This window comes from Citrobacter sp. Cpa228 (assembly GCF_030333085.1).
Lineage (GTDB): Bacteria > Pseudomonadota > Gammaproteobacteria > Enterobacterales > Enterobacteriaceae > Citrobacter > Citrobacter pasteurii.
Genome location: NZ_JAOWGQ010000056.1, coordinates 15275 through 40404, shown reverse-complemented (window position 1 = coordinate 40404; position 25130 = coordinate 15275). Strand labels below are relative to the sequence as shown.

25 protein-coding genes, 1 tRNA gene and 1 pseudogene are annotated in these 25130 nt (G+C 49.1%); 15 read left to right on the top strand and 12 right to left on the bottom strand.

The features are described from left to right. Positions 1 to 93: 93 nt before the first annotated feature. From OGX91_RS22015 to OGX91_RS22005, 3 genes are all read right to left on the bottom strand, one after another. Positions 94 to 178, bottom strand: a tRNA-Tyr gene (locus tag OGX91_RS22015). Positions 179 to 335: 157 nt separating this feature from the next. After that, positions 336 to 1178: a formyltetrahydrofolate deformylase gene (gene purU / locus OGX91_RS22010; RefSeq protein ID WP_005126391.1), complete on the bottom strand. Its 843-nt coding sequence runs from the start codon at positions 1176 to 1178 to the stop codon at positions 336 to 338. 55 nt (positions 1179 to 1233) lie between these two features. After that, positions 1234 to 1689, bottom strand: coding sequence for a YchJ family protein (locus OGX91_RS22005; RefSeq protein ID WP_040233219.1), 456 nt, complete (start codon positions 1687 to 1689; stop codon positions 1234 to 1236). Positions 1690 to 1800: 111 nt separating this feature from the next. Between OGX91_RS22005 and rssA the strand changes: the two genes are divergently transcribed. The 3 genes from rssA to galU all read left to right on the top strand — a co-directional run bounded on the left by rssA (position 1801) and on the right by galU (position 4926). Further along, positions 1801 to 2709 carry a patatin-like phospholipase RssA gene (gene rssA / locus OGX91_RS22000; protein WP_005126393.1) on the top strand — a complete coding sequence of 303 codons (909 nt, stop codon included), beginning with the start codon at positions 1801 to 1803 and terminating at the stop codon, positions 2707 to 2709. Positions 2710 to 2799: 90 nt separating this feature from the next. Next, the gene (gene rssB, locus OGX91_RS21995; RefSeq protein WP_005126394.1) at positions 2800 to 3813 is read left to right on the top strand and encodes a two-component system response regulator RssB; all 1014 of its coding nucleotides are present in this window, start codon (positions 2800 to 2802) and stop codon (positions 3811 to 3813) included. A gap of 204 nt (positions 3814 to 4017) precedes the next feature. Beyond that, a complete protein-coding gene (gene galU / locus OGX91_RS21990) occupies positions 4018 to 4926 on the top strand; it encodes a UTP--glucose-1-phosphate uridylyltransferase GalU (protein WP_005126395.1) in 909 nt (302 codons plus the stop codon). 138 nt (positions 4927 to 5064) lie between these two features. On the opposite strand, the gene hns is transcribed toward galU, so the two are convergent. After that, the gene (hns, locus tag OGX91_RS21985; RefSeq protein ID WP_003020723.1) at positions 5065 to 5478 is read right to left on the bottom strand and encodes a histone-like nucleoid-structuring protein H-NS; all 414 of its coding nucleotides are present in this window, start codon (positions 5476 to 5478) and stop codon (positions 5065 to 5067) included. A gap of 647 nt (positions 5479 to 6125) precedes the next feature. Here hns and tdk point away from each other — a divergent pair. After that, a complete protein-coding gene (gene tdk, locus OGX91_RS21980; protein ID WP_005126397.1) occupies positions 6126 to 6743 on the top strand; it encodes a thymidine kinase in 618 nt (205 codons plus the stop codon). Between the two features lie 222 nt (positions 6744 to 6965). Here the strand turns inward: tdk and adhE are convergent, their stop codons facing one another. Next, positions 6966 to 9644 (bottom strand): bifunctional acetaldehyde-CoA/alcohol dehydrogenase, encoded by a 2679-nt coding sequence (gene adhE, locus OGX91_RS21975; RefSeq protein ID WP_005126398.1) that lies wholly within the window; start codon positions 9642 to 9644, stop codon positions 6966 to 6968. A gap of 487 nt (positions 9645 to 10131) precedes the next feature. Here adhE and ychE point away from each other — a divergent pair, with 487 nt between their 5' ends. The 7 genes from ychE to OGX91_RS21940 all read left to right on the top strand — a co-directional run bounded on the left by ychE (position 10132) and on the right by OGX91_RS21940 (position 18169). Continuing rightward, positions 10132 to 10779, top strand: a complete 648-nt coding sequence (gene ychE / locus OGX91_RS21970; protein ID WP_005126400.1) for an NAAT family transporter YchE — start codon at positions 10132 to 10134, stop codon at positions 10777 to 10779. Positions 10780 to 11550: 771 nt separating this feature from the next. Beyond that, positions 11551 to 13182, top strand: a complete 1632-nt coding sequence (gene oppA, locus OGX91_RS21965; protein WP_040233217.1) for an oligopeptide ABC transporter substrate-binding protein OppA — start codon at positions 11551 to 11553, stop codon at positions 13180 to 13182. Between the two features lie 233 nt (positions 13183 to 13415). Further along, on the top strand, positions 13416 to 14336 hold the full coding sequence (oppB, locus tag OGX91_RS21960) for an oligopeptide ABC transporter permease OppB (RefSeq protein ID WP_005126405.1): 921 nt from the start codon (positions 13416 to 13418) through the stop codon (positions 14334 to 14336). 14 nt (positions 14337 to 14350) lie between these two features. Continuing rightward, positions 14351 to 15259: an oligopeptide ABC transporter permease OppC gene (gene oppC, locus OGX91_RS21955; RefSeq protein WP_005126406.1), complete on the top strand. Its 909-nt coding sequence runs from the start codon at positions 14351 to 14353 to the stop codon at positions 15257 to 15259. Between the two features lie 11 nt (positions 15260 to 15270). Further along, complete coding sequence (gene oppD, locus OGX91_RS21950) at positions 15271 to 16284, top strand: murein tripeptide/oligopeptide ABC transporter ATP-binding protein OppD (RefSeq protein WP_005126407.1); 1014 nt, start codon at positions 15271 to 15273, stop codon at positions 16282 to 16284. Next, the gene (oppF, locus tag OGX91_RS21945) at positions 16281 to 17285 is read left to right on the top strand and encodes a murein tripeptide/oligopeptide ABC transporter ATP-binding protein OppF (RefSeq protein ID WP_286627313.1); all 1005 of its coding nucleotides are present in this window, start codon (positions 16281 to 16283) and stop codon (positions 17283 to 17285) included. The genes oppD and oppF overlap by 4 nt, the downstream gene beginning before the upstream one ends. A gap of 47 nt (positions 17286 to 17332) precedes the next feature. Next, positions 17333 to 18169 carry an ion transporter gene (locus OGX91_RS21940; RefSeq protein WP_137381706.1) on the top strand — a complete coding sequence of 279 codons (837 nt, stop codon included), beginning with the start codon at positions 17333 to 17335 and terminating at the stop codon, positions 18167 to 18169. A gap of 37 nt (positions 18170 to 18206) precedes the next feature. Here OGX91_RS21940 and OGX91_RS21935 read toward each other — a convergent pair whose 3' ends face one another. Both OGX91_RS21935 and cls read right to left on the bottom strand, forming a co-directional pair. After that, positions 18207 to 18536 carry an HI1450 family dsDNA-mimic protein gene (locus OGX91_RS21935; RefSeq protein ID WP_040233211.1) on the bottom strand — a complete coding sequence of 110 codons (330 nt, stop codon included), beginning with the start codon at positions 18534 to 18536 and terminating at the stop codon, positions 18207 to 18209. Between the two features lie 34 nt (positions 18537 to 18570). Next, positions 18571 to 20031: a cardiolipin synthase gene (cls, locus tag OGX91_RS21930; RefSeq protein ID WP_040233209.1), complete on the bottom strand. Its 1461-nt coding sequence runs from the start codon at positions 20029 to 20031 to the stop codon at positions 18571 to 18573. Positions 20032 to 20173: 142 nt separating this feature from the next. Between cls and OGX91_RS21925 the strand changes: the two genes are divergently transcribed. Next, positions 20174 to 20347, top strand: a complete 174-nt coding sequence (locus OGX91_RS21925; RefSeq protein ID WP_005126414.1) for a YciY family protein — start codon at positions 20174 to 20176, stop codon at positions 20345 to 20347. 53 nt (positions 20348 to 20400) lie between these two features. On the opposite strand, the gene OGX91_RS21920 is transcribed toward OGX91_RS21925, so the two are convergent. Next, on the bottom strand, positions 20401 to 20697 hold the full coding sequence (locus OGX91_RS21920) for a YciI family protein (protein WP_005126415.1): 297 nt from the start codon (positions 20695 to 20697) through the stop codon (positions 20401 to 20403). A gap of 214 nt (positions 20698 to 20911) precedes the next feature. On the opposite strand from OGX91_RS21920, the gene tonB reads away from it, so the two are divergent. Next, positions 20912 to 21640, top strand: coding sequence for a TonB system transport protein TonB (tonB, locus tag OGX91_RS21915; protein WP_199946988.1), 729 nt, complete (start codon positions 20912 to 20914; stop codon positions 21638 to 21640). A gap of 68 nt (positions 21641 to 21708) precedes the next feature. Here tonB and yciA read toward each other — a convergent pair whose 3' ends face one another. From yciA to OGX91_RS21895, 4 genes and pseudogenes are all read right to left on the bottom strand, one after another. Then, the gene (gene yciA / locus OGX91_RS21910; RefSeq protein ID WP_005126419.1) at positions 21709 to 22110 is read right to left on the bottom strand and encodes an acyl-CoA thioester hydrolase YciA; all 402 of its coding nucleotides are present in this window, start codon (positions 22108 to 22110) and stop codon (positions 21709 to 21711) included. 165 nt (positions 22111 to 22275) lie between these two features. Further along, positions 22276 to 22815: a septation protein A gene (locus tag OGX91_RS21905; protein ID WP_005126421.1), complete on the bottom strand. Its 540-nt coding sequence runs from the start codon at positions 22813 to 22815 to the stop codon at positions 22276 to 22278. A 56-nt stretch (positions 22816 to 22871) separates the two neighbouring features. Beyond that, a complete protein-coding gene (locus OGX91_RS21900) occupies positions 22872 to 23615 on the bottom strand; it encodes a YciC family protein (RefSeq protein ID WP_040233207.1) in 744 nt (247 codons plus the stop codon). A gap of 28 nt (positions 23616 to 23643) precedes the next feature. Then, positions 23644 to 23730 (bottom strand): annotated as a pseudogene (locus tag OGX91_RS21895) (YkgJ family cysteine cluster protein); the annotation flags it as partial. A gap of 281 nt (positions 23731 to 24011) precedes the next feature. Here OGX91_RS21895 and ompW point away from each other — a divergent pair. Then, positions 24012 to 24650 (top strand): outer membrane protein OmpW, encoded by a 639-nt coding sequence (ompW, locus tag OGX91_RS21890; protein ID WP_286627312.1) that lies wholly within the window; start codon positions 24012 to 24014, stop codon positions 24648 to 24650. A gap of 130 nt (positions 24651 to 24780) precedes the next feature. After that, the gene (locus OGX91_RS21885; protein WP_286627311.1) at positions 24781 to 25056 is read left to right on the top strand and encodes a hypothetical protein; all 276 of its coding nucleotides are present in this window, start codon (positions 24781 to 24783) and stop codon (positions 25054 to 25056) included. Positions 25057 to 25130: the final 74 nt, after the last annotated feature.

The window sequence follows — 25130 nt, the reverse complement described above, 5'->3', positions numbered from 1 at the left end:
TAAGCGTAGCGCATCAGGCAAATTGCTGGCACGTATTGAGGGCAGAATATGGGGTATTGCAGATGGACTTGGTGTTAGTGCTATATGAAGTGATGGTGGTGGGGGAAGGATTCGAACCTTCGAAGTCGATGACGGCAGATTTACAGTCTGCTCCCTTTGGCCGCTCGGGAACCCCACCACGGGGTAATGCTATGTTACTGGCCTGCTTCCTTTGGAAGCGGGGCGCATCATATCAAATGATGCGCCCCTGTAAAGCATTCCGTTGATAAAAAAGAACTGGTTGCCTGATTTTTACGCGTAAAGATGTAAAGGTAACCAATAAAATTATCAATCGATTACAGAATAATCGTTCGGTTACCGTAAACAAAGACACGCTGAGCGAGAACCTGATACAGCGCGCGGCTTAATACATTTTTCTCAACGTCACGACCGGCACGCATCATATCCTCTGCGGTATAGGTATGATCCACATGAATCACGTCCTGCATGATGATCGGACCTTCGTCGAGATTGTCATTTACATAGTGGGCTGTCGCTCCGATGATCTTCACGCCGCGCTCATACGCCTGATGGTACGGGCGCGCGCCAATAAAGGCGGGCAGGAATGAGTGGTGAATATTGATGATCTTATTTGGGAAGCGAGAAACAAATGTCGGCGTCAGGACACGCATATATTTTGCCAGCACGACATAGTCTGGCTGATGTGCGTCGATGGCATCCGCCATTTTCTGGTCATGCTCGTCACGTGTTAAACCTTCATGGCTGACCAGCTCAAAAGGAATATCAAAACGCTCAACCAGGGAACGTAGCGTGTCGTGGTTGCCGATAACCGCGGCAATTTCAACATCCAGTCCGCCGTAATTGGCCTTCATTAACAGATCGCCCAAACAGTGGGCTTCTTTGGTGACTAAAATAACGATGCGGCGGCGTCCCGCTGGCGTAAGCTCGCGAATGGAACCTTCTGGTAGCGCGCTGTCCAGATCGGTCAGCAGTGTGACATCGTTAAAAATGCCTTCCAGCTCGGTACGCATGAAAAAACGCCCGGTACGATGGTCCACGAACTCATTGTTCTGCACGATGTTCAGTTCGTGCTTGTAACAGATGTTAGTAATGCGCGCGATCAGACCTTTTTGGTCCGGGCAAATTGTACGCAGCACTTTTCGTTGTAATGAATGCATTTGCAGCGGAGATCCTGTTGAGAATGTTTGCATAATTGATACTGTCGGGCGTTGATTAGCCGCAGCACTTTTTAAATTTTTTACCGGAGCCACAAGGGCAGGTATCGTTTCGTCCAATTGGCGGGCGTGTACCGTCAATATAGTACCACTGACCGTTTTCTTTTAAAAAACGAGAGCGTTCGATAATTGCGCCTGTTTTTCCCTGTTCAGAAAACCGTGCGACAAAACTGACATAGCCGATATTGTCGGTTTCTGCCGTCTGCTGTTCAAAAACGGTCAGTCCCAGCCATTCGGTATGGGTAAATCCTGCAATAATGTCATCCCGGAAATCGGCGGCATGGCAATCTGGATGCCAGGTTTTGATGAGGTAATCTGCGTCTTTCATCACAAAAGCACAGTAACGAGAACGCATGAGATGTGACGGCGTAGGTGCTACTTGTGCACCGGACACATAACGGTAGCAACATAGGCTATACTCGACAGCGCTACCACAGGGACAAAGCTGAGACACAAAGTACTCCCTGGAATAAAAAAACGGCGTAAAAACGCCAGGGTGGCACTATGTTAACTGAGCCGTGGCGATGTTGCTACGTCTGTAAGCCAGGGGAAGTCTGTAGGTATAATGAGAAAAATAAAAATTGGGCTGGCGCTAGGTTCCGGCGCAGCACGCGGCTGGTCGCATATTGGTGTGATCAAAGCCCTGAAACACATGGGCATTGATATTGATATTGTGGCAGGGTGTTCTATTGGCTCACTGGTCGGCGCCGCCTACGCATGTAACAAACTCCCCGCGCTTGAACAGTGGGTTTGCTCCTTCAGTTACTGGGATGTTTTACGCCTGATGGATCTCTCGTGGCGCAGGGGAGGGTTATTGCGCGGCGAGCGGGTATTCAATCAGTATCGGAATGTCATGCCGGTAGAATCTATCGAACAATGCTCACGTCGTTTTGCTACTGTCGCAACCAATCTAAGTACGGGCCGTGAGCTGTGGTTTACCGAAGGTGATTTGCACCTTGCCGTCCGTGCCTCCTGCAGTATTCCTGGCCTGATGTCACCTGTGGCGCATAATGGTTATTGGCTGGTTGATGGCGCGGTGGTGAACCCTGTACCCGTCTCTCTGACGCGCGCCCTGGGTGCTGACATCGTTATCGCGGTCGACCTGCAACATGATGCGCACCTGATGCAACAGGATCTGCTCTCCTTCAACGTCAATAGTGAAACCGAATCGAACGATGATGATGAGCTGTCATGGCATGCCCGCCTGAAAGAGCGCTTGAGCAACATTACGGCCCGGCGAGCAGTCACGGCACCGACGGCGATGGAGATCATGACGACCTCGATTCAGGTTCTGGAAAACCGTCTCAAACGCAACCGTATGGCTGGAGACCCACCTGATATTCTGATTCAGCCGTTTTGTCCACAAATATCCACGCTGGATTTCCATCGCGCCGGTGCTGCAATTGCTGCCGGGCAGTTAGCGGTCGAGAAGAAAATGGATGAGCTTCTGCCCCTGGTAAAAACCAACGTTTAACGCATTTTTTATCAACACTTAAGCAAATTCTGACAGGCGTGAGTTGCAATAGCATGCCACTATTTACTAAAGCCAGTCAGGGGGGAGAATATGACGCAGCCATTGGTCGGAAAACAGATTCTTATCGTTGAAGATGAGCCGGTATTTCGCTCGCTTCTGGATTCATGGTTTTCCTCTTTGGGAGCGACAACAGCAGTAGCGGGAGACGGGCTTGATGCGCTGGAGTTACTGGGGCGCTTCACCCCCGACCTGATGATTTGCGATCTCGCAATGCCGAGAATGAACGGCCTTAAACTGGTTGAGTATCTGCGTAATCGTGGCGATCAGACGCCTATTCTGGTGATCTCCGCAACGGAAAATATGGCCGATATTGCCAAAGCATTACGACTCGGTGTGGATGATGTTCTTTTAAAGCCCGTGAAGGACCTTAACCGCCTGCGAGAAACCGTTTTTGCGTGTCTTTATCCCAATATGTTTAATTCTCGTGTGGAAGAAGAAGAACGCCTGTTTCGTGACTGGGATGCGATGGTGGGCGATCCTGCAGCTGCTGCAAAACTGTTGCAAGAATTGCAGCCCCCAGTGTCGCAGGTCATCTCGCATTGTCGGGTTAACTACCGCCAGTTGGTCGCCGCCGATCAGCCAGGGCTGGTACTGGATATTGCGCCGCTCTCAGACCATGACCTCGCGTTTTATTGTCTGGATGTGACAAGGGCAGGGGATAATGGCGTTCTGGCGGCATTACTACTGCGTGCGCTATTTAACGGTTTGCTACAGGAACAGTTAGCACATCAAAATCAACGATTGCCGGAGCTCGGTGCGTTATTGAAGCAGGTGAATCATTTACTGCGTCAGGCTAATTTACCAGGACAGTTTCCTTTGCTGGTGGGCTATTATCACAGCGGATTAAAAAACCTGATTTTGGTATCAGCAGGGCTGAATGCGACATTAAATACGGGTTCACATCATGTACAAATCAGTAATGGTGTTCCGTTGGGCACCTTAGGTAATGCGTATCTTAATCAACTGAGTCAGCGCAGTGAGTCCTGGCAATGCCAAATCTGGGGGGCAGGTGGTCGTTTGCGCCTGATGTTGTCTGCGGAATGAACAATTGACAGGTAGGGGAATCAAATTGGCTCACCTCCTTCATGCCGCGAGTGCTACTATCAGCGCCAGATTTCTACGTATTTATCTTAATTATACCGACACGCGTCCTTTTCAGACCTGAAGCTTACTGCGGTACTGATATACTCGGATGCGAAACAGATTGATGAACATGTTCAATACATGAACAGTCCAGGAGAGTTTTAAATGGCTGCCCTTAATTCAAAAGTCAAAAAGGCCGTTATCCCGGTTGCGGGATTAGGAACCAGGATGTTACCGGCTACGAAGGCAATCCCGAAAGAGATGCTACCGTTGGTTGATAAACCATTAATTCAGTACGTCGTAAACGAATGTATTGCTGCGGGCATCACTGAAATTGTACTCGTGACTCACTCGTCTAAAAATTCAATTGAAAACCACTTTGATACCAGCTTCGAACTTGAAGCGATGCTGGAAAAGCGCGTAAAACGTCAACTTCTGGAAGAAGTGCAATCTATTTGCCCTCCGCATGTCACTATTATGCAGGTGCGTCAGGGGCTGGCAAAAGGTCTGGGGCACGCGGTATTGTGTGCCCATCCGGTTGTTGGCGATGAACCCGTTGCGGTCATCCTGCCGGACGTTATTCTTGACGAATACGAATCTGATTTATCCCGTGACAACCTTGCTGAAATGATCCACCGTTTTGATGAAACAGGCAGCAGCCAGATTATGGTGGAGCCTGTAGCTGACGTAACTGCTTATGGTGTTGTTGATTGCAAGGGCGTTGAATTAACGCCTGGTGAAAGCGTACCGATGGTTGGCGTGGTAGAAAAACCGAAAGCAGACGTTGCGCCATCGAATCTGGCCGTTGTGGGACGTTATGTTCTTAGTGCGGATATCTGGCCTCTGTTGGCAAAAACACCTCCGGGAGCAGGTGATGAAATTCAGCTGACCGACGCTATCGATATGCTGATCGAAAAAGAAACGGTAGAGGCCTATCACATGAAGGGTAAAAGCCATGACTGTGGTAATAAGCTGGGCTATATGCAGGCGTTTGTTGAATATGGTATTCGCCATAATACGCTTGGCTCTGAATTTAAAGCATGGCTTGAAGATGAGATGGGTATTAAGAAGTAACCTCGCGGTATTATAAGGACAGAACGGCGCTGCTAATCCAGCGCCGTTTTTTTATACCTAATTTGGGTAGGGCGATGTGCGAAGTACGGGTAAAAAAAATCCCGCCAGTGGCGGGATTTTAAGCAAACTATTTCTGAATTATTCCTTGATCAGGAAATCGTCCAGTTGTTTACCTTGTTCTTCCATCGCTTTTTTGATCACAGCCGGTGTACGACCCTGGCCAGTCCAGGTTTTAGTTTCACCGTTTTCGTCAACGTAGCTATATTTAGCCGGACGCGCTGCGCGTTTAGCTTTGGTGCCGGACTTAACCGCTGCCATGCTATTCAGCAGTTCGTTCGGATCAATACCGTCAGCAATCAACATTTCACGATATTGTTGCAGTTTACGAGTACGCTCTTCAACTTCAGCAGCGGCAGCGCTTTCTTCTTCGCGACGCTCGCTAACTACAACTTCTAATTTTTCCAGCATTTCTTCAAGCGTTTCCAGAGTACATTCTCTCGCCTGCGCACGAAGAGTACGGATGTTGTTCAGAATTTTAAGTGCTTCGCTCATTGTAGTAATCTCAAACTTATATTGGGGGTGGTTTGTTGAGCTAATAATAGAGCGATAAATTCAGTTGTGCAATAGCCAGGAATGTAAGGAATTCAAAATTGCTCTTTATTTAGTGTCTGTATTAATTGTTCTGTCTTAATTTTACGACGATGTCGGGCATAAAAAAGGCTTATTGGTATGCGGGCTTCACGGCAGCAGCGAGTAGAAATTCAAGATTCAGGTCACATTTCATGGTGTACAAATAGTATCTCTTTGCAGTGATTTCAACCTTTTGTATTAGTTTTGCTTACGTGAATCCCCCTATTACAAGGTGGCTATCGTTAGATGCAATAACAATAAGGGCAGGGTTTCTTTATTGCGCGGTGATGATAAGTGACGTTGATGAATTTCAGGAGCACTATTTGTGAAAGAATGTGTATATACTCATCATACTTCAGGTTGTTTGTGCTTTGGCTGCGGACTTTCACTCTATCGTACACTTGAGAAAGTACTCAAGGGCACTTCCGCGCTGTGGGGTATTTAGACGAAACAGGGCGATGTCCGCACGTTCTTTTATACATCCCGGATGTCACGCTGCACCGACATGTTTGTGAAATATGATACAATCCTGCCCATATTTATTTTCCCCCGGTGAGGGCCGATACACAATGGCACAGCTTTATTTTTACTATTCTGCAATGAATGCAGGCAAGTCGACGGCATTGCTGCAATCTTCATACAATTATCAGGAACGTGGGATGCGTGCCGTTGTATATACAGCGGAAATTGATGACCGTTTTGGTGCGGGAAAAGTAAGTTCACGTATAGGCCTGTCGTCACCTGCAAAATTGTTTAACCAAAATTCATCATTGTTCGAGGAGATTCGTGCGGAGAACGCGCAGCAACGAATTCATTGCGTGCTTGTTGATGAGTCTCAGTTTCTGACGCGACAGCAGGTTTATGAATTATCAGAGGTTGTTGATCAGCTGGATATTCCCGTGTTGTGTTACGGCTTGCGCACCGATTTTCGTGGTGAGTTATTCGGCGGTAGTGAATACCTGCTTGCATGGTCAGATAAGCTGGTTGAATTAAAAACTATTTGTTTCTGTGGCCGTAAGGCCAGCATGGTATTACGCCTTGATCAGGCCGGAAGACCTTATAACGAAGGTGAGCAGGTCGTTATAGGCGGAAATGAACGCTATGTATCGGTGTGTCGTAAGCATTATAAGGAAGCACAGTCTGAAGGCTCTCTGACGGCCATTCAGGAACGTCACAGCCACGATTAACCCTCTGTTCTCCTGCTGAGTTAAAATCGCAGGGTAGGTCTCTGCTTTAGCCAGAAGCGCTACCCTGCGGTATTGCCTTCTGGTGTCACTCTCACACTTATTTCCCTTACGCTTTTTCACCGCCGATGGCGGGCGTCTGCATAGTCTGATTTTCGCTGAGCATGGCAAAAAAAACGGCCCCAAAGGGCCGTTTATGAAGATACTAAAACTTATGTGAGTGCATTAAGCGGATTTTTTCGCTTTTTTCTCAGTTTTAGGCGCTGCTGCTGGCTCAGTTTTAGCCGCAGTTTCACCCTCGCTATACTCACGACCGTAGTAAGTATCGAGCAGGATCTGTTTCAGTTCAGAAATCAGCGGGTAACGCGGGTTAGCACCGGTGCACTGGTCGTCAAACGCATCTTCGGACAGTTTGTCGACGTGTGCCAGGAAGTCAGCTTCCTGAACGCCAGCTTCACGGATAGATTTTGGAATACCCAGTTCAGCTTTGATTTCTTCCAGCCATGCCAGCAGTTTCTGGATTTTAGCCGCAGTACGGTCGCCCGGTGCGCTTAAACCCAGATGGTCTGCGATTTCGGCGTAGCGACGACGAGCTTGCGGACGATCATACTGACTGAAAGCAGTCTGTTTAGTCGGGTTGTCGTTCGCGTTATAACGAATGACGTTGCTGATCAGCAAGGCGTTCGCCAGACCGTGAGGAATGTGGAACTGAGAACCCAGCTTATGCGCCATTGAGTGACATACACCCAGGAAGGCGTTAGCAAACGCAATACCGGCGATGGTTGCTGCACTGTGAACACGCTCACGCGCTACCGGGTTCTTAGAACCTTCATGGTAGGACGCCGGCAGGTTTTCTTTCAGCAGTTTCAATGCTTGCAGAGCCTGACCATCAGAGAATTCAGAAGCCAGTACGGAAACGTAAGCTTCCAGAGCGTGAGTCACTGCATCCAGACCACCGAATGCACACAGTGATTTCGGCATATCCATGACCAGGTTGGCATCGACAATTGCCATGTCTGGGGTCAGCGCGTAGTCAGCCAGCGGATATTTCTGACCCGTTGCATCGTCGGTAACAACCGCAAACGGGGTCACTTCAGAACCGGTACCGGAAGTGGTGGTGACGGCGATCATTTTCGCTTTCACGCCCATTTTCGGGAACTTATAGATACGTTTACGGATGTCCATAAAGCGCAGCGCCAGCTCTTCGAAATGGGTTTCCGGATGTTCGTACATTACCCACATGATTTTCGCGGCGTCCATCGGGGAACCACCGCCCAGCGCAATGATCACGTCTGGTTTGAAGGAGTTCGCCAGCTCAGCACCTTTGCGTACAACGGTCAGAGTCGGGTCAGCTTCTACTTCAAAGAACACTTCAGTTTCAACGCCAGCCGCTTTCAGCACGGAAGTGATCTGGTCAGCATAGCCGTTGTTAAACAGGAAGCGGTCGGTCACGATCAGCGCACGTTTGTGACCATCAGTAATCACTTCATCCAGTGCGATTGGCAGAGAGCCACGACGGAAGTAGATAGATTTCGGAAGTTTATGCCACAACATGTTTTCAGCTCGCTTAGCAACGGTTTTCTTGTTGATCAGGTGCTTAGGACCAACGTTTTCAGAGATGGAGTTACCACCCCAGGAACCACAACCCAGAGTCAGGGAAGGCGCGAGTTTGAAGTTGTACAGGTCACCGATACCACCCTGAGATGCCGGGGTGTTAATCAGGATACGTGCGGTCTTCATCATCTGACCGAAGTAAGCAACGCGTTCTGGCTGGTTATCCTGGTCGGTGTACAGGCAAGAGGTATGACCGATACCGCCCATCGCAACCAGTTTTTCAGCTTTAATAACAGCGTCTTCGAAGTCTTTCGCACGGTACATAGCCAGCGTCGGGGACAGTTTTTCGTGAGCAAACGGTTCGCTTTCGTCAACAACCTTCACTTCGCCGATCAGGATCTTAGTGGTTTCTGGTACGGAGAAGCCTGCCAGTTCAGCAATTTTGTATGCTGGCTGACCAACGATAGCGGCGTTCAGTGCACCGTTTTTCAGGATAACGTCCTGAACAGCTTTCAGCTCTTTACCCTGCAGCATGTAGCCGCCGTGGCTGGCGAAACGTTCACGAACTGCATCGTATACAGAGTCAACAACAACAACGGACTGTTCAGAAGCACAGATTACGCCGTTATCGAAGGTTTTAGACATCAGAACAGAAGCAACTGCGCGCTTAATATCCGCAGTTTCGTCAATAACAACCGGGGTGTTACCTGCACCTACACCGATTGCTGGTTTACCGGAGCTGTATGCTGCTTTAACCATGCCTGGACCGCCGGTCGCAAGGATCAGGTTGATGTCCGGGTGATGCATCAGAGCATTAGACAGTTCAACGGAAGGTTGATCGATCCAGCCGATCAGATCTTTCGGTGCACCAGCAGCGATAGCAGCCTGCAGAACGATATCAGCGGCTTTATTGGTCGCATCTTTGGCACGCGGATGCGGAGAGAAGATGATGGCGTTACGCGTCTTCAGGCTGATCAGCGATTTGAAGATAGCAGTAGATGTCGGGTTAGTGGTCGGAACGATACCGCAGATGATACCAATCGGTTCAGCGATGGTGATAGTACCGAAAGTGTCGTCTTCAGACAGCACACCACAGGTCTTTTCATCTTTATAAGCGTTGTAAATGTATTCAGAAGCAAAGTGGTTTTTAATCACTTTATCTTCGACGATGCCCATGCCGGATTCGGCAACGGCCATTTTCGCGAGAGGGATTCGAGCGTCTGCGGCTGCCAGAGCGGCGGCGCGGAAGATTTTGTCAACCTGTTCTTGAGTGAAACTGGCATATTCACGCTGGGCTTTTTTTACGCGCTCTACAAGTGCGTTAAGTTCAGCGACATTAGTAACAGCCATAATGCTCTCCTGATAATGTTAAACTTTTTTAGTAAATCATCTGCTCGATACGAGAGTATAGACAGATCGACGAAAATTTGTGTAACGTTTTGAAAATCAAACGGTTAATTAACGTCCACTTTACTTTGATTTACTAAAAGAGCTTATGCGTTAGCGTCATTTAACTCTAACGCGTTACCTCCAGGTGGCGTTAGCAAGATTACTCACTTCTGAGTAGTAATTGCGTGATCTGGATCAAATTTCTTCAAAGCTGACACCTTTCAGCAGGCCCTTTTAGCGTTTCTTGGTAAGTGTTAAAAAATTGATGTAATGAATGTGGTTAACATTAGCATACTTAATACATATTAATAACACCGAGTAATGGTAGCGTATTTACGTAGATATACGCAGATAGCAGGTGAAGTATGCTGACAAAAGGCGTATCTTCAGCGCGGATTTCATCAATTTTTATGACTCATTTTATCCGGCTAACGCTTCGGAGCTAACCGTGACCCATACGCTATTCGATTTTCCTGTCTATTTTAAATTTTTCATTGGGTTATTTGCTCTGGTCAACCCGGTAGGGATCATCCCTGTCTTTATCAGCATGACCAGCTACCAGACTGCTGCCGCACGCAATAAAACCAACCTTACGGCAAACCTGTCGGTTGCTATCATTCTATGGACCTCTCTGTTTCTGGGGGATGGAATTCTGCAACTGTTTGGTATCTCAATTGATTCGTTCCGGATTGCCGGTGGTATCCTGGTCGTGACTATCGCGATGTCGATGATCAGCGGAAAACTTGGGGAAGATAAGCAAAACAAGCAGGAAAAGTCGGAGACGGCGATACGCGAGAGCATTGGCGTTGTCCCGTTAGCGCTGCCGTTAATGGCGGGGCCGGGGGCAATAAGCTCAACCATCGTTTGGGGCACGCGGTATCACAGTGCGATTAACCTGTTTGGCTTTTTTGTGGCGATTGCGCTGTTTGCGCTGTGCTGTTGGGGATTGTTTCGTATGGCGCCGTGGCTGGTTCGCCTGTTGGGACAAACCGGCATCAACGTCATCACACGTATTATGGGGCTGCTGTTAATGGCCCTGGGGATTGAGTTCATTGTGACCGGAATCAAATCCATTTTCCCGGGTTTACTTGCCTGATATCCCTCTTCTGCATCAACGGAGCCACTATCGGCTCCGTTACCTTTCATTATCCGTAAAACTTCTCACTAAAGTTGAAAATCAGCATAACAAAAATAATAAATGTTTATGCTTAACTCTTTTGTTATTCATTGAATTTATGAATATAACCCTTAACAGTCCGCCTGAGGGGGTCAAGTGTCGCTGTTATTTTATTAACATCATACTCTTGGGCTTGCTGAAGGATTATCGAAATGTTATTAGTTATTTCAGCACCTAATTTAGATGAATGTGCTAATTAATAACCAATTGTTAAATTTATGTGCATTCTGACGTCTCTTCGATGCCGGACAGGGAGATGAGCTGGGTATCTCACGCAATGCATTGAATTAATTGATATTGTTGTTAAATGTTCGCTTTTTTGATGCTTCTGTTGTGCAGTTTTTTTTCGATAAAAGAGAATTGCTTAACAAATCTGTAAAATGTATTGGCGGTGAAGAAACGCATTTGATACTTTCCGGCCAGGTATTTAGCAGAAGATTGCACGTTGATGAGAATAATTTTCATTTAGTTTCTCTCGACAGGGTAATAGCGTGCTTCCGGCAGGGGAGGCACGTAGATAATCGACGCAAGGCGATCAAACGAATCGCCAGAATAAATAAAGTCGGTGATAGCGAGCAGTAAACAAAAAAACACCTGACGGTAGAAAATCTCCGGTGCCGTACAGGGATCCTGACAGGATTAACAGTCTGGTTATAAAACCAGCCATAATAATGAGGGAGTACAAACACAATGACTAACATCACTAAAAAAAGTTTAGTAGCTGCGGGGATCCTAACTGCGCTAATCGCTGGAAATGTTGCTACAGCAGCAGTGGTACCAGCAGGCGTACAGTTGGCTGAGAAGCAGACTCTGGTGCGTAATAATGGTTCGGAAGTTCAGTCACTCGATCCGCATAAAATCGAAGGTGTACCGGAATCCAACATTAACCGTGATTTATTTGAAGGTTTATTAATCAGTGACGTTGATGGCAAACCATCGCCGGGCGTGGCTGATAAATGGGAAAATAAAGATTTTAAAGTCTGGACATTCCATCTGCGTAAAGATGCGAAATGGTCTGATGGAACGCCTGTTACCGCACAAGATTTCGTCTATAGCTGGCAACGTCTGGCGAACCCTAATACTGCTTCACCGTACGCCAGCTATTTACAGTACGGACATATTGTCAATATTGATGACATCATCGCCGGTAAGAAGCCAGTAACCGATCTCGGTGTAAAAGCGATTGACGACCATACCTTTGAAGTGACTCTGAGTGAACCTGTTCCTTATTTCTACAAACTCCTTGTGCACTCCTCTCTTTCCCCTGTGCCTAAAGCCGTGGTGGAAAAATTCGGGGAAAAATGGACCCAGCCCGCTAACATCGTTTCTAACGGCTCTTATAAACTGAAAGACTGGGTTGTCAACGAGCGTATTGTACTTGAGCGTAATACCCACTACTGGGACAACGCGAAAACCATTATTAACCAGGTCACATACCTGCCAATTTCTTCTGAAGTGACTGACGTGAACCGCTATCGCAGCGGTGAAATCGACATGACCTATAACAACATGCCGATTGAGTTATTCCAGAAACTGAAAAAAGAGATCCCGAACGAAGTTCACGTTGATCCTTATCTGTGCACCTATTATTACGAAATTAACAACCAAAAAGCACCGTTCAACGATGTTCGTGTTCGTACCGCCCTGAAGCTGGCGCTGGATCGTGACATTATCGTCAACAAAGTGAAAAACCAGGGCGATCTGCCTGCCTATAGCTTTACCCCGCCATATACTGATGGCGCTAAACTGGTTGAGCCAGAGTGGTTCAAGTGGTCACAGGAAAAACGTAACGAAGAGGCGAAAAAACTGCTGGCCGAAGCTGGTTTTACCGCGGATAAACCGTTGACCTTTGATCTGCTGTATAACACCTCCGATCTGCACAAAAAGCTGGCTATCGCTGCGGCATCCATCTGGAAGAAAAATCTGGGTGCGAATGTGAAGCTGGAAAATCAGGAGTGGAAGACGTTCCTCGATACGCGTCATCAGGGCAACTATGATGTTTCACGCGCAGGATGGTGTGCGGATTATAACGAACCGACGTCTTTCCTGAATATGGTGCTGTCCGATAGCTCCAACAACACCGTCCACTATAAGAGCCCTGCATTTGACAAGTTGATTGCTGATACCCTGAAAGCAACTGATGATGCTCAGCGCAGTGAACTGTATTCGCAAGCAGAACAGCTGCTGGATAAAGACTCAGCAATTGTACCGGTGTTCTACTACGTCAATGCCCGTCTGGTGAAACCTTGGGTAGGCGGATATTCCGGTAAAGACCCGATGGATAATATCCACGTTAAAGACTTGTATATTATCAAGCATTAATGGCAAGACGTGGGGCAATCATTTTTGCCCCACAGTGTCTTTTTCATTGAACTATAAATACCTCTTTAGACAAAGAGAGGTATACCCTAAATAATTCACGTTGCAGGAAGGCGGCAACGCAGCGAATCGCCAGGAGCTTACTTAAGTAAGTGACTGACGTGAGCGAGTAAAGCCAACGCACCTGCAGCGTGAAGTATGACGGGTATAAAGGCACACGCCAGAAGGTACGGGCAATGTTGAAATTTATATTACGCCGCTGTCTGGAAGCGATTCCGACGCTATTTATTCTTATTACGATTTCATTCTTTATGATGCGTCTTGCGCCGGGAAGTCCTTTCACCGGAGAGCGCGCGTTACCGCCAGAAGTTCTGGCGAATATTGAAGCGAAATACCATCTTAATGATCCGATCTCAACGCAGTACTTTAGCTATCTGAAACAGTTGGCACACGGTGATTTTGGGCCATCCTTTAAATATAAAGACTACACCGTTAATGACCTGGTCGCGTCAAGCTTTCCGGTTTCCGCGAAGCTGGGGGCTGCGGCCTTTATTCTGGCGGTGGTGATCGGCGTCAGTGCGGGCGTAATTGCCGCGTTGAAGCAAAACACGCGTTGGGATTATACGGTTATGGGGGTGGCGATGACCGGGGTGGTGATCCCCAGTTTTGTCGTTGCTCCCTTATTAGTCATGATATTTGCGATCACACTGAAATGGCTACCCGGTGGCGGTTGGAACGGTGGGGCGCTGAAATTTATGATCCTGCCCATGGTGGCGCTATCCCTGGCCTATATTGCCAGTATTGCGCGTATTACCCGCGGCTCAATGATTGAAGTGCTGCACTCTAACTTTATTCGAACCGCGCGTGCTAAAGGGTTGCCGATGCGACGGATTATTTTCCGCCATGCGTTAAAACCTGCGTTGTTGCCGGTGTTGTCCTATATGGGGCCCGCATTTGTCGGCATCATTACCGGTTCGATGGTTATTGAAACTATCTATGGTTTACCGGGTATTGGGCAGTTGTTCGTGAATGGCGCATTAAACCGCGATTACTCGCTGGTACTGAGCCTGACTATTCTGGTCGGCGCGCTGACCATCGTGTTTAACGCGATTGTCGATGTGCTGTATGCCGTAATCGACCCGAAAATCCGTTACTGATACTGGAGCTCGCTATGATGTTAAGTAAGAAAAACAGCGAAGCGCTGGAAAATTTCAGTGAAAAGCTGGAGGTCGAAGGCCGCAGCCTGTGGCAGGATGCTCGTCGACGCTTTATGCATAACCGAGCGGCAGTAGCCAGCCTCGTGGTACTGGTGATTATTGCGCTGTTTGTGACGTTGGCACCCATGTTATCGCAGTTTACCTACTTCGATACTGACTGGGGCATGATGTCCAGCGCGCCTGATACGGAGTCCGGGCACTATTTTGGCACTGACTCATCTGGTCGTGATCTGCTGGTGCGGGTGGCGATTGGTGGACGTATCTCGTTGATGGTCGGCATTGCCGCAGCGCTGGTGGCGGTAGTCGTCGGTACGCTGTACGGTTCTTTGTCGGGTTATCTCGGCGGCAAAATCGACTCCGTGATGATGCGTCTGCTGGAAATCCTTAACTCCTTCCCGTTCATGTTCTTCGTTATTCTATTGGTTACCTTCTTTGGGCAAAACATCCTGCTAATCTTTGTGGCGATTGGGATGGTGTCCTGGCTTGATATGGCGCGTATCGTTCGTGGCCAGACGCTGAGCCTGAAGCGCAAAGAGTTTATTGAAGCAGCCCAGGTCGGTGGGGTGTCTACCGTGCGAATTGTTGTGCGCCACATTGTGCCAAACGTACTGGGTGTGGTGGTGGTCTACGCCTCGTTGCTGGTTCCCAGCATGATCCTGTTTGAATCTTTCCTGAGCTTCCTGGGACTTGGCACACAAGAGCCGCTAAGTAGCTGGGGCGCACTGCTCAGCGATGGTGCCAACTCGATGGAGGTATCGCCATGGTTACTGCTGTTTCCGGCAGGGTTCCTGGTGGTGACGCTATTCTGTTTTAACTTTATTGGCGATGGCCTGCGTGATGCCCTCGACCCGAAAGACCGTTAAGGAGTGCCGCCATGAGCGTAATTGAGACCTCAACCGCGCCGCTCGCGCAACAACAGGCTAACGCATTGCTGAACGTTACCGATCTGCGTGTGACGTTTGCCACCCCAGATGGTGATGTTACTGCAGTAAACGATTTAAACTTTTCACTACGCGCCGGGGAAACGCTGGGTATTGTTGGTGAGTCTGGTTCAGGTAAGTCGCAGACTGCATTTGCCTTGATGGGCCTGTTGGCCGCAAATGGCCGTATTGGCGGTTCCGCTACATTCAACGGTCGCGAGATCCTGAACTTACCGGAGCGCGAGCTCAACAAACTGCGCGCCGAGCAAATCTCGATGATTTTCCAGGACCCGATGACATCTCTCAATCCGTACATGCGCGTCGGCGAGCAGTTGATGGAAGTTCTGATGCTGCATAAAGGTATGAGCAAAGCGGAAGCCTTTGAAGAGTCGGTCAGGATGCTGGATGCGGTGAAGATGCCGGAAGCGCGTAAGCGTATGAAAATGTATCCGCATGAATTCTCCGGCGGTATGCGTCAGCGTGTGATGATCGCCATGGCGCTTCTGTGCAGGCCAAAACTGCTGATAGCCGATGAGCCGACTACCGCGCTCGATGTGACGGTACAAGCGCAAATTATGACGCTGCTGAATGAACTGAAAAGCGAATTCAACACGGCGATTATCATGATCACCCACGACCTTGGCGTTGTGGCCGGTATTTGCGATAAAGTTCTGGTGATGTACGCCGGACGAACCATGGAATATGGTAGTGCGCGCGATGTCTTTTATAAGCCGGTTCATCCGTATTCGATTGGCCTGCTTAATGCCGTCCCGCGTCTGGATGCCGAAGGGGAAGAAATGCTGACTATCCCGGGTAATCCGCCGAACCTGTTGCGTTTACCGAAAGGTTGCCCGTTCCAGCCCCGTTGCCCGCATGCCATGGAAATCTGTAACAGTGCTCCGCCACTGGAAGAGTTTAGTCCGGGACGTCTGCGCGCCTGCTTTAAACCGGTGGAGGAACTGGTATGAATGCGGTGACCGAACAACGAAAAGTGCTCCTTGAAATTGCTGATCTGAAAGTCCATTTCGACATTAAAGACGGTAAGCAGTGGTTCTGGCAGCCGGCTAAGACCCTAAAAGCGGTTGATGGCGTGACCCTACGACTGTATGAAGGCGAAACCCTGGGCGTGGTCGGCGAATCAGGCTGCGGGAAATCGACCTTTGCCCGTGCGATTATCGGCCTGGTGAAAGCCACCGATGGAAAGGTGGCCTGGCTGGGTAAAGATTTGCTGGGTATGAAACCCGATGAGTGGCGGGCAGTGCGCAGTGACATCCAGATGATTTTCCAGGATCCGCTGGCATCGTTAAACCCGCGTATGACCATTGGTGAAATTATTGCCGAACCGCTGCGGACTTATCATCCGAACCTGCCAGGTCAGGAAGTCCGTGACCGTGTGAAGGCGATGATGATGAAGGTTGGCTTGCTACCGAATCTGCTTAACCGCTACCCACATGAGTTTTCCGGTGGTCAGTGTCAGCGTATTGGGATTGCCCGTGCACTGATCCTTGAGCCGAAGCTGATAATTTGTGATGAGCCCGTATCCGCGCTGGACGTATCAATTCAGGCGCAGGTTGTTAACCTGTTGCAACAGCTACAGCGTGAAATGGGATTATCGCTCATCTTCATTGCCCACGACCTGGCGGTGGTTAAGCATATTTCCGATCGCGTGCTGGTGATGTATCTCGGACATGCGGTGGAGCTAGGAACCTATGACGAGGTGTACCATAATCCGCTGCATCCTTATACCAAGGCGCTAATGTCAGCGGTGCCAATTCCCGATCCTGATATGGAGAGGAACAAGGTTATCCAACTGCTGGAAGGTGAGTTACCTTCCCCGATTAATCCTCCTTCGGGGTGTGTGTTCCGCACGCGTTGTCCGATCGCCGGCCCAGAATGCGCGAAAACGCGTCCTGTACTTGAAGGGAGTTTCCGACACGCGGTTTCCTGCTTAAAAGTAGACCCGCTATAATCGAGAGGGCTGACACACTGTCAGCCCTTCTTTTTGGTGAGGTAAATGTGTCAGGCTTAGTCTCTTCTGTTCGCCGTACTCTCTATCGTACATTATTTGATTTAGACACACGCTCGGGGCGCCGTTTTGAAGGCATGTGCGCACTGTTCGCATTGCTGAGCGTGATTGTTATCTTCATTGAGTCTGGGGTTGGGACGCAATACCATTTAACCTATGATGAATGGCATATTTTTGTCTGGCTGGAAGTCTTTATTACGCTGGTCTTTACCCTCGAATATCTGCTCAGATTGTGCTGCTGGGCCAATCCTGCAAAATATGTGTTTAGCTTCTGGGGAATTATCGATCTCGCGACGATTCTGCCACTGTATGTGATGTGGCTATGGCCGGAAATTAGTCTGAGTTATGTTTTCGCCTGGCGAGCGATGCGCGTGCTGCGTGTACTGCGAATACTCAAACTGCTGCGATTTATGCCGTCGCTGCGTGTGTTCTGGAGCGCAATTAAAAGTGCCCGTCATCAGTTGATGCTGTTTTACTCGTTTATTGCCATTCTGATGATTGTCTTTGGCGCCCTGATGTACCTGATTGAAGGCCCGAAATATGGTTTTACTACGCTGAATGCGTCGGTATATTGGGCAATCGTTACGGTTACAACTGTTGGCTATGGTGATATTACCCCGCATACACCGCTTGGCCGCATGGTTGCGTCAGTGCTGATCCTGATTGGTTATTCGGTTATTGCAATCCCGACCGGATTGATAACAACACACATGAGTAGTGCGTTTCAGCACCGGCAAAATCAGCGCAAATGTCCACAGTGCCAACAAAGCCAGCATGAGCACAGCGCGCAATTTTGTAATCGTTGCGGAAGCAAATTGCCTGACTAGAAATAAAAAAAGCTGCGAGAGCAGCTTTTTGTTTTCATTATTCGCGCCAGAGAATGTGGCAGAGTTTGTGATCTTTTTCGCGGCATAACAGAACACGCGCAAAAATATCGTTAATCTCGCCGTCTTCTGAGTCTGCCAGACCAATCACCACTTCGGCGAAGAAGTCAGGATTCAGGTCAAAATCAACGTGCTCCTGCCAGTCTTGTGCAGGGTCGAATAACTCTGCACCGCCACGCTCTTCAAACTGCAAATTGAACAGAAGAATGTCGGCCGGATCGAGATTGTCCGCCGCCAGTTCGAGAAAAATGTCATAAGCCTGCTCGAGCGTTTCGTCTTCGGTCAGGCGGTTGTTCAAATCCATATCCATAATGACTACCTGTTTACTGTCTGATGGGCACGTTTTACAGCAACGGGCTAAAGAAGTAAAACAGTCGCTCAGCGATACGCTGCCAGAGTGGTCGTTTTACCCACAAACGTGCATCTAGCAGGCGAGAACGCGAAATATAATCATCCTGTACCGCGGCGAGGTCACCGCCGAATCCGGCATCGTCAATCACCAGTGTGATCTCAAAATTCAGCCACAGGCTGCGCATATCCAGGTTAACAGTACCGACCAGACTCAATTCGCCATCGACCAGCACGCTCTTGGTATGTAACAACCCACCTTCGAACTGGTAGATTTTCACGCCTGCCGCCAGCAACTCGGTGAAAAAAGCCCGGCTTGCCCAGCCAACCAGCATCGAGTCATTCTTGCGTGGAAGAATGATGCTGACATCTACACCACGCTGCGCTGCCGTACAGATGGCGTGCAGCAGATCGTCACTGGGAACGAAGTAGGGGGTGGTCATGATTAAATATTCACGAGCAGAATATGCGGCGGTCAATAAGGCCTGATGGATCAAGTCTTCAGGGAAGCCTGGACCGGAGGCAATAGTGTGAATGGTGTGCCCGCTGGCCTGCTCAAACGGCATAATGTTGACATCGGGAGGCGGCGGTAAAATACGTTTACCGGTTTCAATTTCCCAGTCGCAGGAGTAGACGATCCCCATGGCAGTGGCCACCGGGCCTTCCATTCTCGCCATCAGGTCAACCCATTGTCCGACACCAGCATCCTGTTTAAAGAAACGCGGATCGACCATATTCATGCTACCGGTGTAGGCGATGTAGTTGTCGATCATGATCATTTTACGATGCTGGCGCAGGTCCATACGGCGTAAAAATACACGCATCAGGTTAACCTTCAGCGCTTCGACCACCTCGATACCCGCATTGCGCATCATCGCCGCCCACGGACTACGGAAGAATGCCACGCTGCCGGCGGAGTCCAGCATCAAACGACAGTGAATCCCCCGTCTGGCGGCGGCCATTAATGATTCCGCGACCTGATCGGCCATACCGCCAGGTTGCCAGATGTAGAACACCATCTCAATGTTGTGACGCGCCAGCTGAATGTCGCGGATTAACGCCTGCATCACGTCATCAGAGTTGGTGAGTAGCTGCAGCTGATTACCCTTAACACCAGCAATGCCCTGGCGACGCTCGCATAACTTAAATAATGAGGAGGCAACGCTGCTGTTTTCTTGCGCGAAAATATGTTTGCAGGCTTTGAGATCGTTCAGCCATTTGGCTGTTGAAGGCCACATCGCTCTGGCGCGCTCGGCGCGGCGTTTGCCCAGGTGGAGTTCACCAAAGGACAGATAAGCAATAATCCCTACCAATGGCAGTATATAGATGATCAAAAGCCAGGCCATTGCGGAAGGTACTGCGCGTCGCTTCATCAGAATGCGCAACGTTACGCCAGCAATGAGTACCCAGTAACCCAGAATGACCAGCCAACTCACCACGGTGTAGAAGGTTGTCATAAATTTAAAAATCCTTTTGAAAGCGTATTGTTAAGAGTTTACGCATCAAGATTCATCTGGCAAATAAAAACACGGGAAAACCACTGGTCTGCATGCAGTCTGGGGGTATAATGCCCGCTCTGTGACTGGAAGAGTAGTTAACATGAAGCGTAGTAGAACGGAAGTGGGACGCTGGCGGATGCTGCGTCAGGCTAGCCGCCGTAAAGCACGTTGGCTTGAAGGGCAATCGCGCCGTAACATGCGTATCCACTCCATCAGAAAATGCATTCTCAATCATCAACGAAATTCGTTGCTGTTTGCGATCTACAGCATTTGATCCAAAAAGGGCACCACTGATGGTGCCCAATGTATTCCTGTCAGTTCTGTTTCTTAAAATACTTTTTTGTACGGTTTGACCGAAACCTGCGCATAAACTCCTGCAGCCACATACGGGTCGGCATCTGCCCACGCCTGCGCTGCCTCTAAAGATTCAAATTCTGCAATCACCGTCGATCCGCTAAATCCCGCCGCACCAGGATCGTTACTGTCGACCGCTGGCATGGGGCCTGCTGTCAGTAGACGACCTTCATCCTGGAGGAGTTGCAGACGGGCCAGGTGAGCAGGGCGCACGGAAAGACGTTTTTCGAGAGAATCTGCGATATCTTGAGCATAAATAACGTACAGCACGGGTAAAGCTCCTTGATCGGTAAATGTCGCGTTTACGTTATTGGAAAGCCCTGGTAACTGCAACGTAAAGATAATAGCTTTGTTAAGGCCATATTAAGATAATGGTTTTTTCACATGAAATTGCGTTTTAAATGCGGCTTACTGTCATGGGCTTATTGAATATGATTGCTATTTGCATTTAAAATCGAGGCCTGGTTTTATAACTGAAACGATTATGACTGCAATGACCCTTGATTTACCTCGTCGCTTTCCCTGGCCGACGTTACTTTCCGTCGGCATTCACGGCGCTGTAGTGGCGGGTCTGCTGTATACCTCGGTACATCAGGTTATTGAACTGCCTGCACCCGCGCAGCCGATCTCCATCACGATGGTCGCACCTGCCGATCTTGAACCACCTCAGGCAGTTCAGCCACCGCCGGAGCCTGTCGTTGAGCCTGAACCGGAACCGGAACCTATACCGGAACCGCCAAAAGAGGCGCCGGTGGTGATTGAGAAACCGAAGCCTAAGCCAAAACCGAAGCCAAAACCGGTGAAAAAGGTTGAAGAGCAGCCCAAACGTGACGTGAAACCGGTTGAGTCGCGTCCAGCATCGCCGTTTGAGAACACAGCGCCTGCTCGTCCGGCAACGACCAGCACCGCGCCAGCAACCAGTAAACCTGCGGTTAGTGCACCCTCTGGGCCACGCGCCTTAAGTCGTAATCAGCCACAGTATCCGGCGCGCGCGCAGGCTCTGCGCATTGAAGGTCGGGTGAAGGTCAAGTTTGATGTGACATCAGATGGCCGTGTGGAGAATGTTGAAGTGCTTTCCGCACAGCCTGCCAACATGTTTGAGCGTGAAGTGAAAAATGCGATGCGCAGATGGCGTTATGAGACGGGCAAACCGGGATCTGGCCTGGTGGTGAATATCGTTTTCCGTCTGAACGGTACGGCGCAGATTGAGTAACTGGCGTGCCGGAGGCGGCGTCAGGCCTTCTCCGGCAAGCAGGTCTGATAACGGTGTCAACGCAGTTATCAGACCTGTTTAGGTATCGGACGGGGTTTACCGTCTTTATCTACAGCGACGTAGATAAACAGGGCTTCAGTGGCTTTGTAACGCTGGCCAATAGGTTCCGAAGCGACTTTCTTCACCCAGACTTCAATATTAATGCTGATTGACGTCGTCCCGCGTTTTACGCAGCGTGCGTAGCAACAGACCACATCACCCACGGCAACCGGGCGCAAAAAGCTCATTCCTTCAACTCGCACCGTCACCACGCGACCGTGTGCGATCTCTTTGGCCTGAATAGCGCCACCAATATCCATCTGTGACATCAGCCAGCCGCCAAAAATATCACCGTTAGCATTGGTATCGGCAGGCATGGCCAGAGTGCGTAAAACCAGTTCACCTTGGGGGGTGTTATTCGTTGTTGTCATTGTAGAACCGACTGTAGAGAAAGATTACAGGCGGGATGCTACTAGAATTTACGAGCGGAGAACAGAGGGGATGCAGTGCGCGGAGGGGATGTAAACCAGCTTGTGTGCCACGAAGAACGCAGGTGGATAAAAATTCGCCAGATCCGCAGATCTGGCGAACACTTATTACGATTTATCTTCCTGCGGCAGATGGCGGTAGATATAGATTCCGCTCAGCAACGTGAAGAATAAGGTCAGGGCGGTTAATCCGAACACTTTGAAGTTGACCCAAATGTTCTGCGGCAGCCAAAACGCAATGTAGATATTGGCCAATCCACACAGGATGAAGAAGACGGCCCAGGCCAGATTTAGCTTCGACCATACCGGCTGCGGCAGCGTCAGCTCTTTTCCTAACATGCGCTGAATCAACGGCTTTTTCATCACCCACTGGCTAACCAGCAGTGCACCGGCAAACAGTCCGTAAATCACCGTAACCTTCCACTTAATGAATTCATCGTTGTGGAAGAAAATGGTCAGGCCACCGAAGACAGCAACCAGAACAAAGGTGATTAACGCCATCTTCTCGACTTTGCGATAGCGAACCCAACTGTAAATCAACACCACAGCTGTTGCGACAATAAGCGCCGAGGTTGCCGCGTAGATGTCATAGAGCTTATAAAAAGCAAAAAAGACAACCAGCGGTAAAAAATCAAGAAACTGCTTCATTCTTCGAGTCCGTAATCAAAAAGCATTGGGTAACACACCCGGCATGCGTTCAGGGTTTATTGACGAATCAGCATATACAGACGGAACAAATAGATCAGCAGCACAGCAGAGATCATATTGCTCAGCGTATTCGCCAATACCGCGCCTACGTTTGGCGTTAGTACTGCAAAACTTGGCGCAAAAAGCAACAGCAGCGTTTTTGCCAGTAACCAACCGATTACTGCCGGCGCTACCAGTCGCATATTAGACCACGCCAGACGCATACTGTTGCGCATAGCGGCAAAGACGCCCATTTTATCCTGCACGACCATCACCGGCGCGAGAGCCAGCAAGATAGCCAGCAGAATACCGGGCACGACAACCAGCATAATACCGACCTGTACCAGCAGGGTAGTCAGAAAAATCAGAATAAACAATTTAGGTAATACCGGCGCGCTGGCGCCAATGGCGCGTAATGCGCTAACCCGATGACCTGCCGAAATCAGTTGAATCATCAGGATGATGCCTCCTGCAAGGATGGCATTACCAATTAGCCCTGAAAACGTCGATGCAGCAGAAGCGCGTAGCAAAATTTGCTGCTGCTCCGGCGTCATATTCTGTACCAGATCGAACAGGCCCACACTGCTGGTTAGCTGATCCCCTTCGCTCAGTTGCGCGATTTGCGCGTCGCTGGGAGAAAAGGCATGCCCTAGCACCACTGTGATAAACGCGCACAATAATGATACCAGCAAGATGGTAATGAATTGATTACGGAAAAAGTTTCCCGTGTCACGGTAAACGGATTTCGCCGTGATAGACATGCACTCTCCTTGAGTTTTGCAGGTGTTCATTTGCGCGCAATTGTACCCTGGATAACTCTACAGTGGCAGCATCGTACGATGTATGGAAAGGCATATCTTTGTAAAGCTCCGGTAATTTTTGGCCAGGACTTCAGCATCTTGCAACATCGTTGTTTGTTCTCTGTACATCACGTTCAAATAACCAACGCTTCGCGTTGGAGCTAAAGGTACTTGCATAGTGAAAATATATCAAAATTGATCTGAATTAATTTAACCAGGATTTTGAATGCAAGTTCTAACTTAATCTGGATCAATAAATGTTAAATTATCAAACTCAATGTGATCCAGGTTAGATCACTTATTACTCCATTGTGGGTATATTCGTTCCGCTTTTATAACCATAACGATGGAGCGGACATGAAAAAATTAACAGTTGCAGCATTGGCTTTAACAACTCTTCTCTCTGGGAACGCATTTGCGCATGAGGCCGGAGAGTTCTTTATTCGAGCAGGATCGGCTACCGTCAGACCGACGGAAGGCGCGGGTGGTACGCTGGGAAGCCTGGGTGGCTTTGATGTCAGCAACAATACGCAGCTGGGCCTGACATTCACCTATATGGCAACCGACAATATTGGCGTTGAATTACTGGCAGCCACACCGTTCCGTCATAAGATCGGCACCGGGGCAACCGGTGATATTGCCACCGTTCATCATTTACCGCCGACGTTAATGGCGCAGTGGTACTTTGGCGATTCCAGCAGCAAACTGCGTCCTTACGTTGGCGTGGGTGTGAACTACACGACTTTCTTTGATGAAGGTTTTAACAACAACGGGAAAGAAGCAGGTTTATCCGATCTGAGCCTGAAAGACTCCTGGGGTGCAGCAGGACAGGTCGGTATGGACTATCTGATCAACCGCGACTGGCTGCTTAACATGTCAGTCTGGTACATGGATATCGACACCACCGCGAGCTATAAAATGGGTGGCGTCCAGCAGCGCGACAGCGTACGCCTTGATCCGTGGGTGTTTATGTTCTCTGCGGGTTATCGTTTTTAAGTCAGTGATTCCAGTCTCAAAGGCTGGTCGTTTCGCGGCCAGCTTTTTCTCCTCTCTTTTTCCCTTCCCGACTTTCTCCCCTTTGATGTAATGCTACTCTTTAAGCAAACTGGCTTTGAGGGTATTGACGATGATATTGACGCGTCAGGTGCTACAACAAAAAATTTCCCTTATGGAAGCATCGATAGACGATGATACGACAGAGTTTGCCGTGTATGCTGCGCGCGAATTATTGAATTACATGAGCAGGGTGGAAGCCCTGGAAAAGGTCATCGCCACACAAATCACACTACCTTATTGCAGCGCCAGCCCGGTTTGCGAGATTGAAGCGGGCTATGCCGCAGGTGTGAGCGACTGCCGCGAGGCCATTCGTCGGGCAGGGTATCCGATTGAAGGTGATGATTAGTTTGCATTTATGTTAACAAAAGTGCGCTTTTATTGTATAAGTCTGTAACTTTCGTGCACGCGTGCGCTGACTAT

What these genes read in the sequence shown, in the direction of transcription:
- purU (WP_005126391.1), bottom strand. Translation starts at nt 1,178, where the DNA reads ATGCATTCATTACAACGAAAAGTGCTGCGTACAATTTGCCCGGACCAA.
- rssA (WP_005126393.1), top strand. Translation starts at nt 1,801, where the DNA reads ATGAGAAAAATAAAAATTGGGCTGGCGCTAGGTTCCGGCGCAGCACGC.
- rssB (WP_005126394.1), top strand. Translation starts at nt 2,800, where the DNA reads ATGACGCAGCCATTGGTCGGAAAACAGATTCTTATCGTTGAAGATGAG.
- galU (WP_005126395.1), top strand. Translation starts at nt 4,018, where the DNA reads ATGGCTGCCCTTAATTCAAAAGTCAAAAAGGCCGTTATCCCGGTTGCG.
- hns (WP_003020723.1), bottom strand. Translation starts at nt 5,478, where the DNA reads ATGAGCGAAGCACTTAAAATTCTGAACAACATCCGTACTCTTCGTGCG.
- tdk (WP_005126397.1), top strand. Translation starts at nt 6,126, where the DNA reads ATGGCACAGCTTTATTTTTACTATTCTGCAATGAATGCAGGCAAGTCG.
- adhE (WP_005126398.1), bottom strand. Translation starts at nt 9,644, where the DNA reads ATGGCTGTTACTAATGTCGCTGAACTTAACGCACTTGTAGAGCGCGTA.
- oppA (WP_040233217.1), top strand. Translation starts at nt 11,551, where the DNA reads ATGACTAACATCACTAAAAAAAGTTTAGTAGCTGCGGGGATCCTAACT.
- oppB (WP_005126405.1), top strand. Translation starts at nt 13,416, where the DNA reads ATGTTGAAATTTATATTACGCCGCTGTCTGGAAGCGATTCCGACGCTA.
- oppC (WP_005126406.1), top strand. Translation starts at nt 14,351, where the DNA reads ATGATGTTAAGTAAGAAAAACAGCGAAGCGCTGGAAAATTTCAGTGAA.
- oppD (WP_005126407.1), top strand. Translation starts at nt 15,271, where the DNA reads ATGAGCGTAATTGAGACCTCAACCGCGCCGCTCGCGCAACAACAGGCT.
- oppF (WP_286627313.1), top strand. Translation starts at nt 16,281, where the DNA reads ATGAATGCGGTGACCGAACAACGAAAAGTGCTCCTTGAAATTGCTGAT.
- OGX91_RS21935 (WP_040233211.1), bottom strand. Translation starts at nt 18,536, where the DNA reads ATGGATATGGATTTGAACAACCGCCTGACCGAAGACGAAACGCTCGAG.
- cls (WP_040233209.1), bottom strand. Translation starts at nt 20,031, where the DNA reads ATGACAACCTTCTACACCGTGGTGAGTTGGCTGGTCATTCTGGGTTAC.
- OGX91_RS21925 (WP_005126414.1), top strand. Translation starts at nt 20,174, where the DNA reads ATGAAGCGTAGTAGAACGGAAGTGGGACGCTGGCGGATGCTGCGTCAG.
- tonB (WP_199946988.1), top strand. Translation starts at nt 20,912, where the DNA reads ATGACTGCAATGACCCTTGATTTACCTCGTCGCTTTCCCTGGCCGACG.
- yciA (WP_005126419.1), bottom strand. Translation starts at nt 22,110, where the DNA reads ATGACAACAACGAATAACACCCCCCAAGGTGAACTGGTTTTACGCACT.
- OGX91_RS21905 (WP_005126421.1), bottom strand. Translation starts at nt 22,815, where the DNA reads ATGAAGCAGTTTCTTGATTTTTTACCGCTGGTTGTCTTTTTTGCTTTT.
- OGX91_RS21900 (WP_040233207.1), bottom strand. Translation starts at nt 23,615, where the DNA reads ATGTCTATCACGGCGAAATCCGTTTACCGTGACACGGGAAACTTTTTC.
- ompW (WP_286627312.1), top strand. Translation starts at nt 24,012, where the DNA reads ATGAAAAAATTAACAGTTGCAGCATTGGCTTTAACAACTCTTCTCTCT.
- OGX91_RS21885 (WP_286627311.1), top strand. Translation starts at nt 24,781, where the DNA reads ATGATATTGACGCGTCAGGTGCTACAACAAAAAATTTCCCTTATGGAA.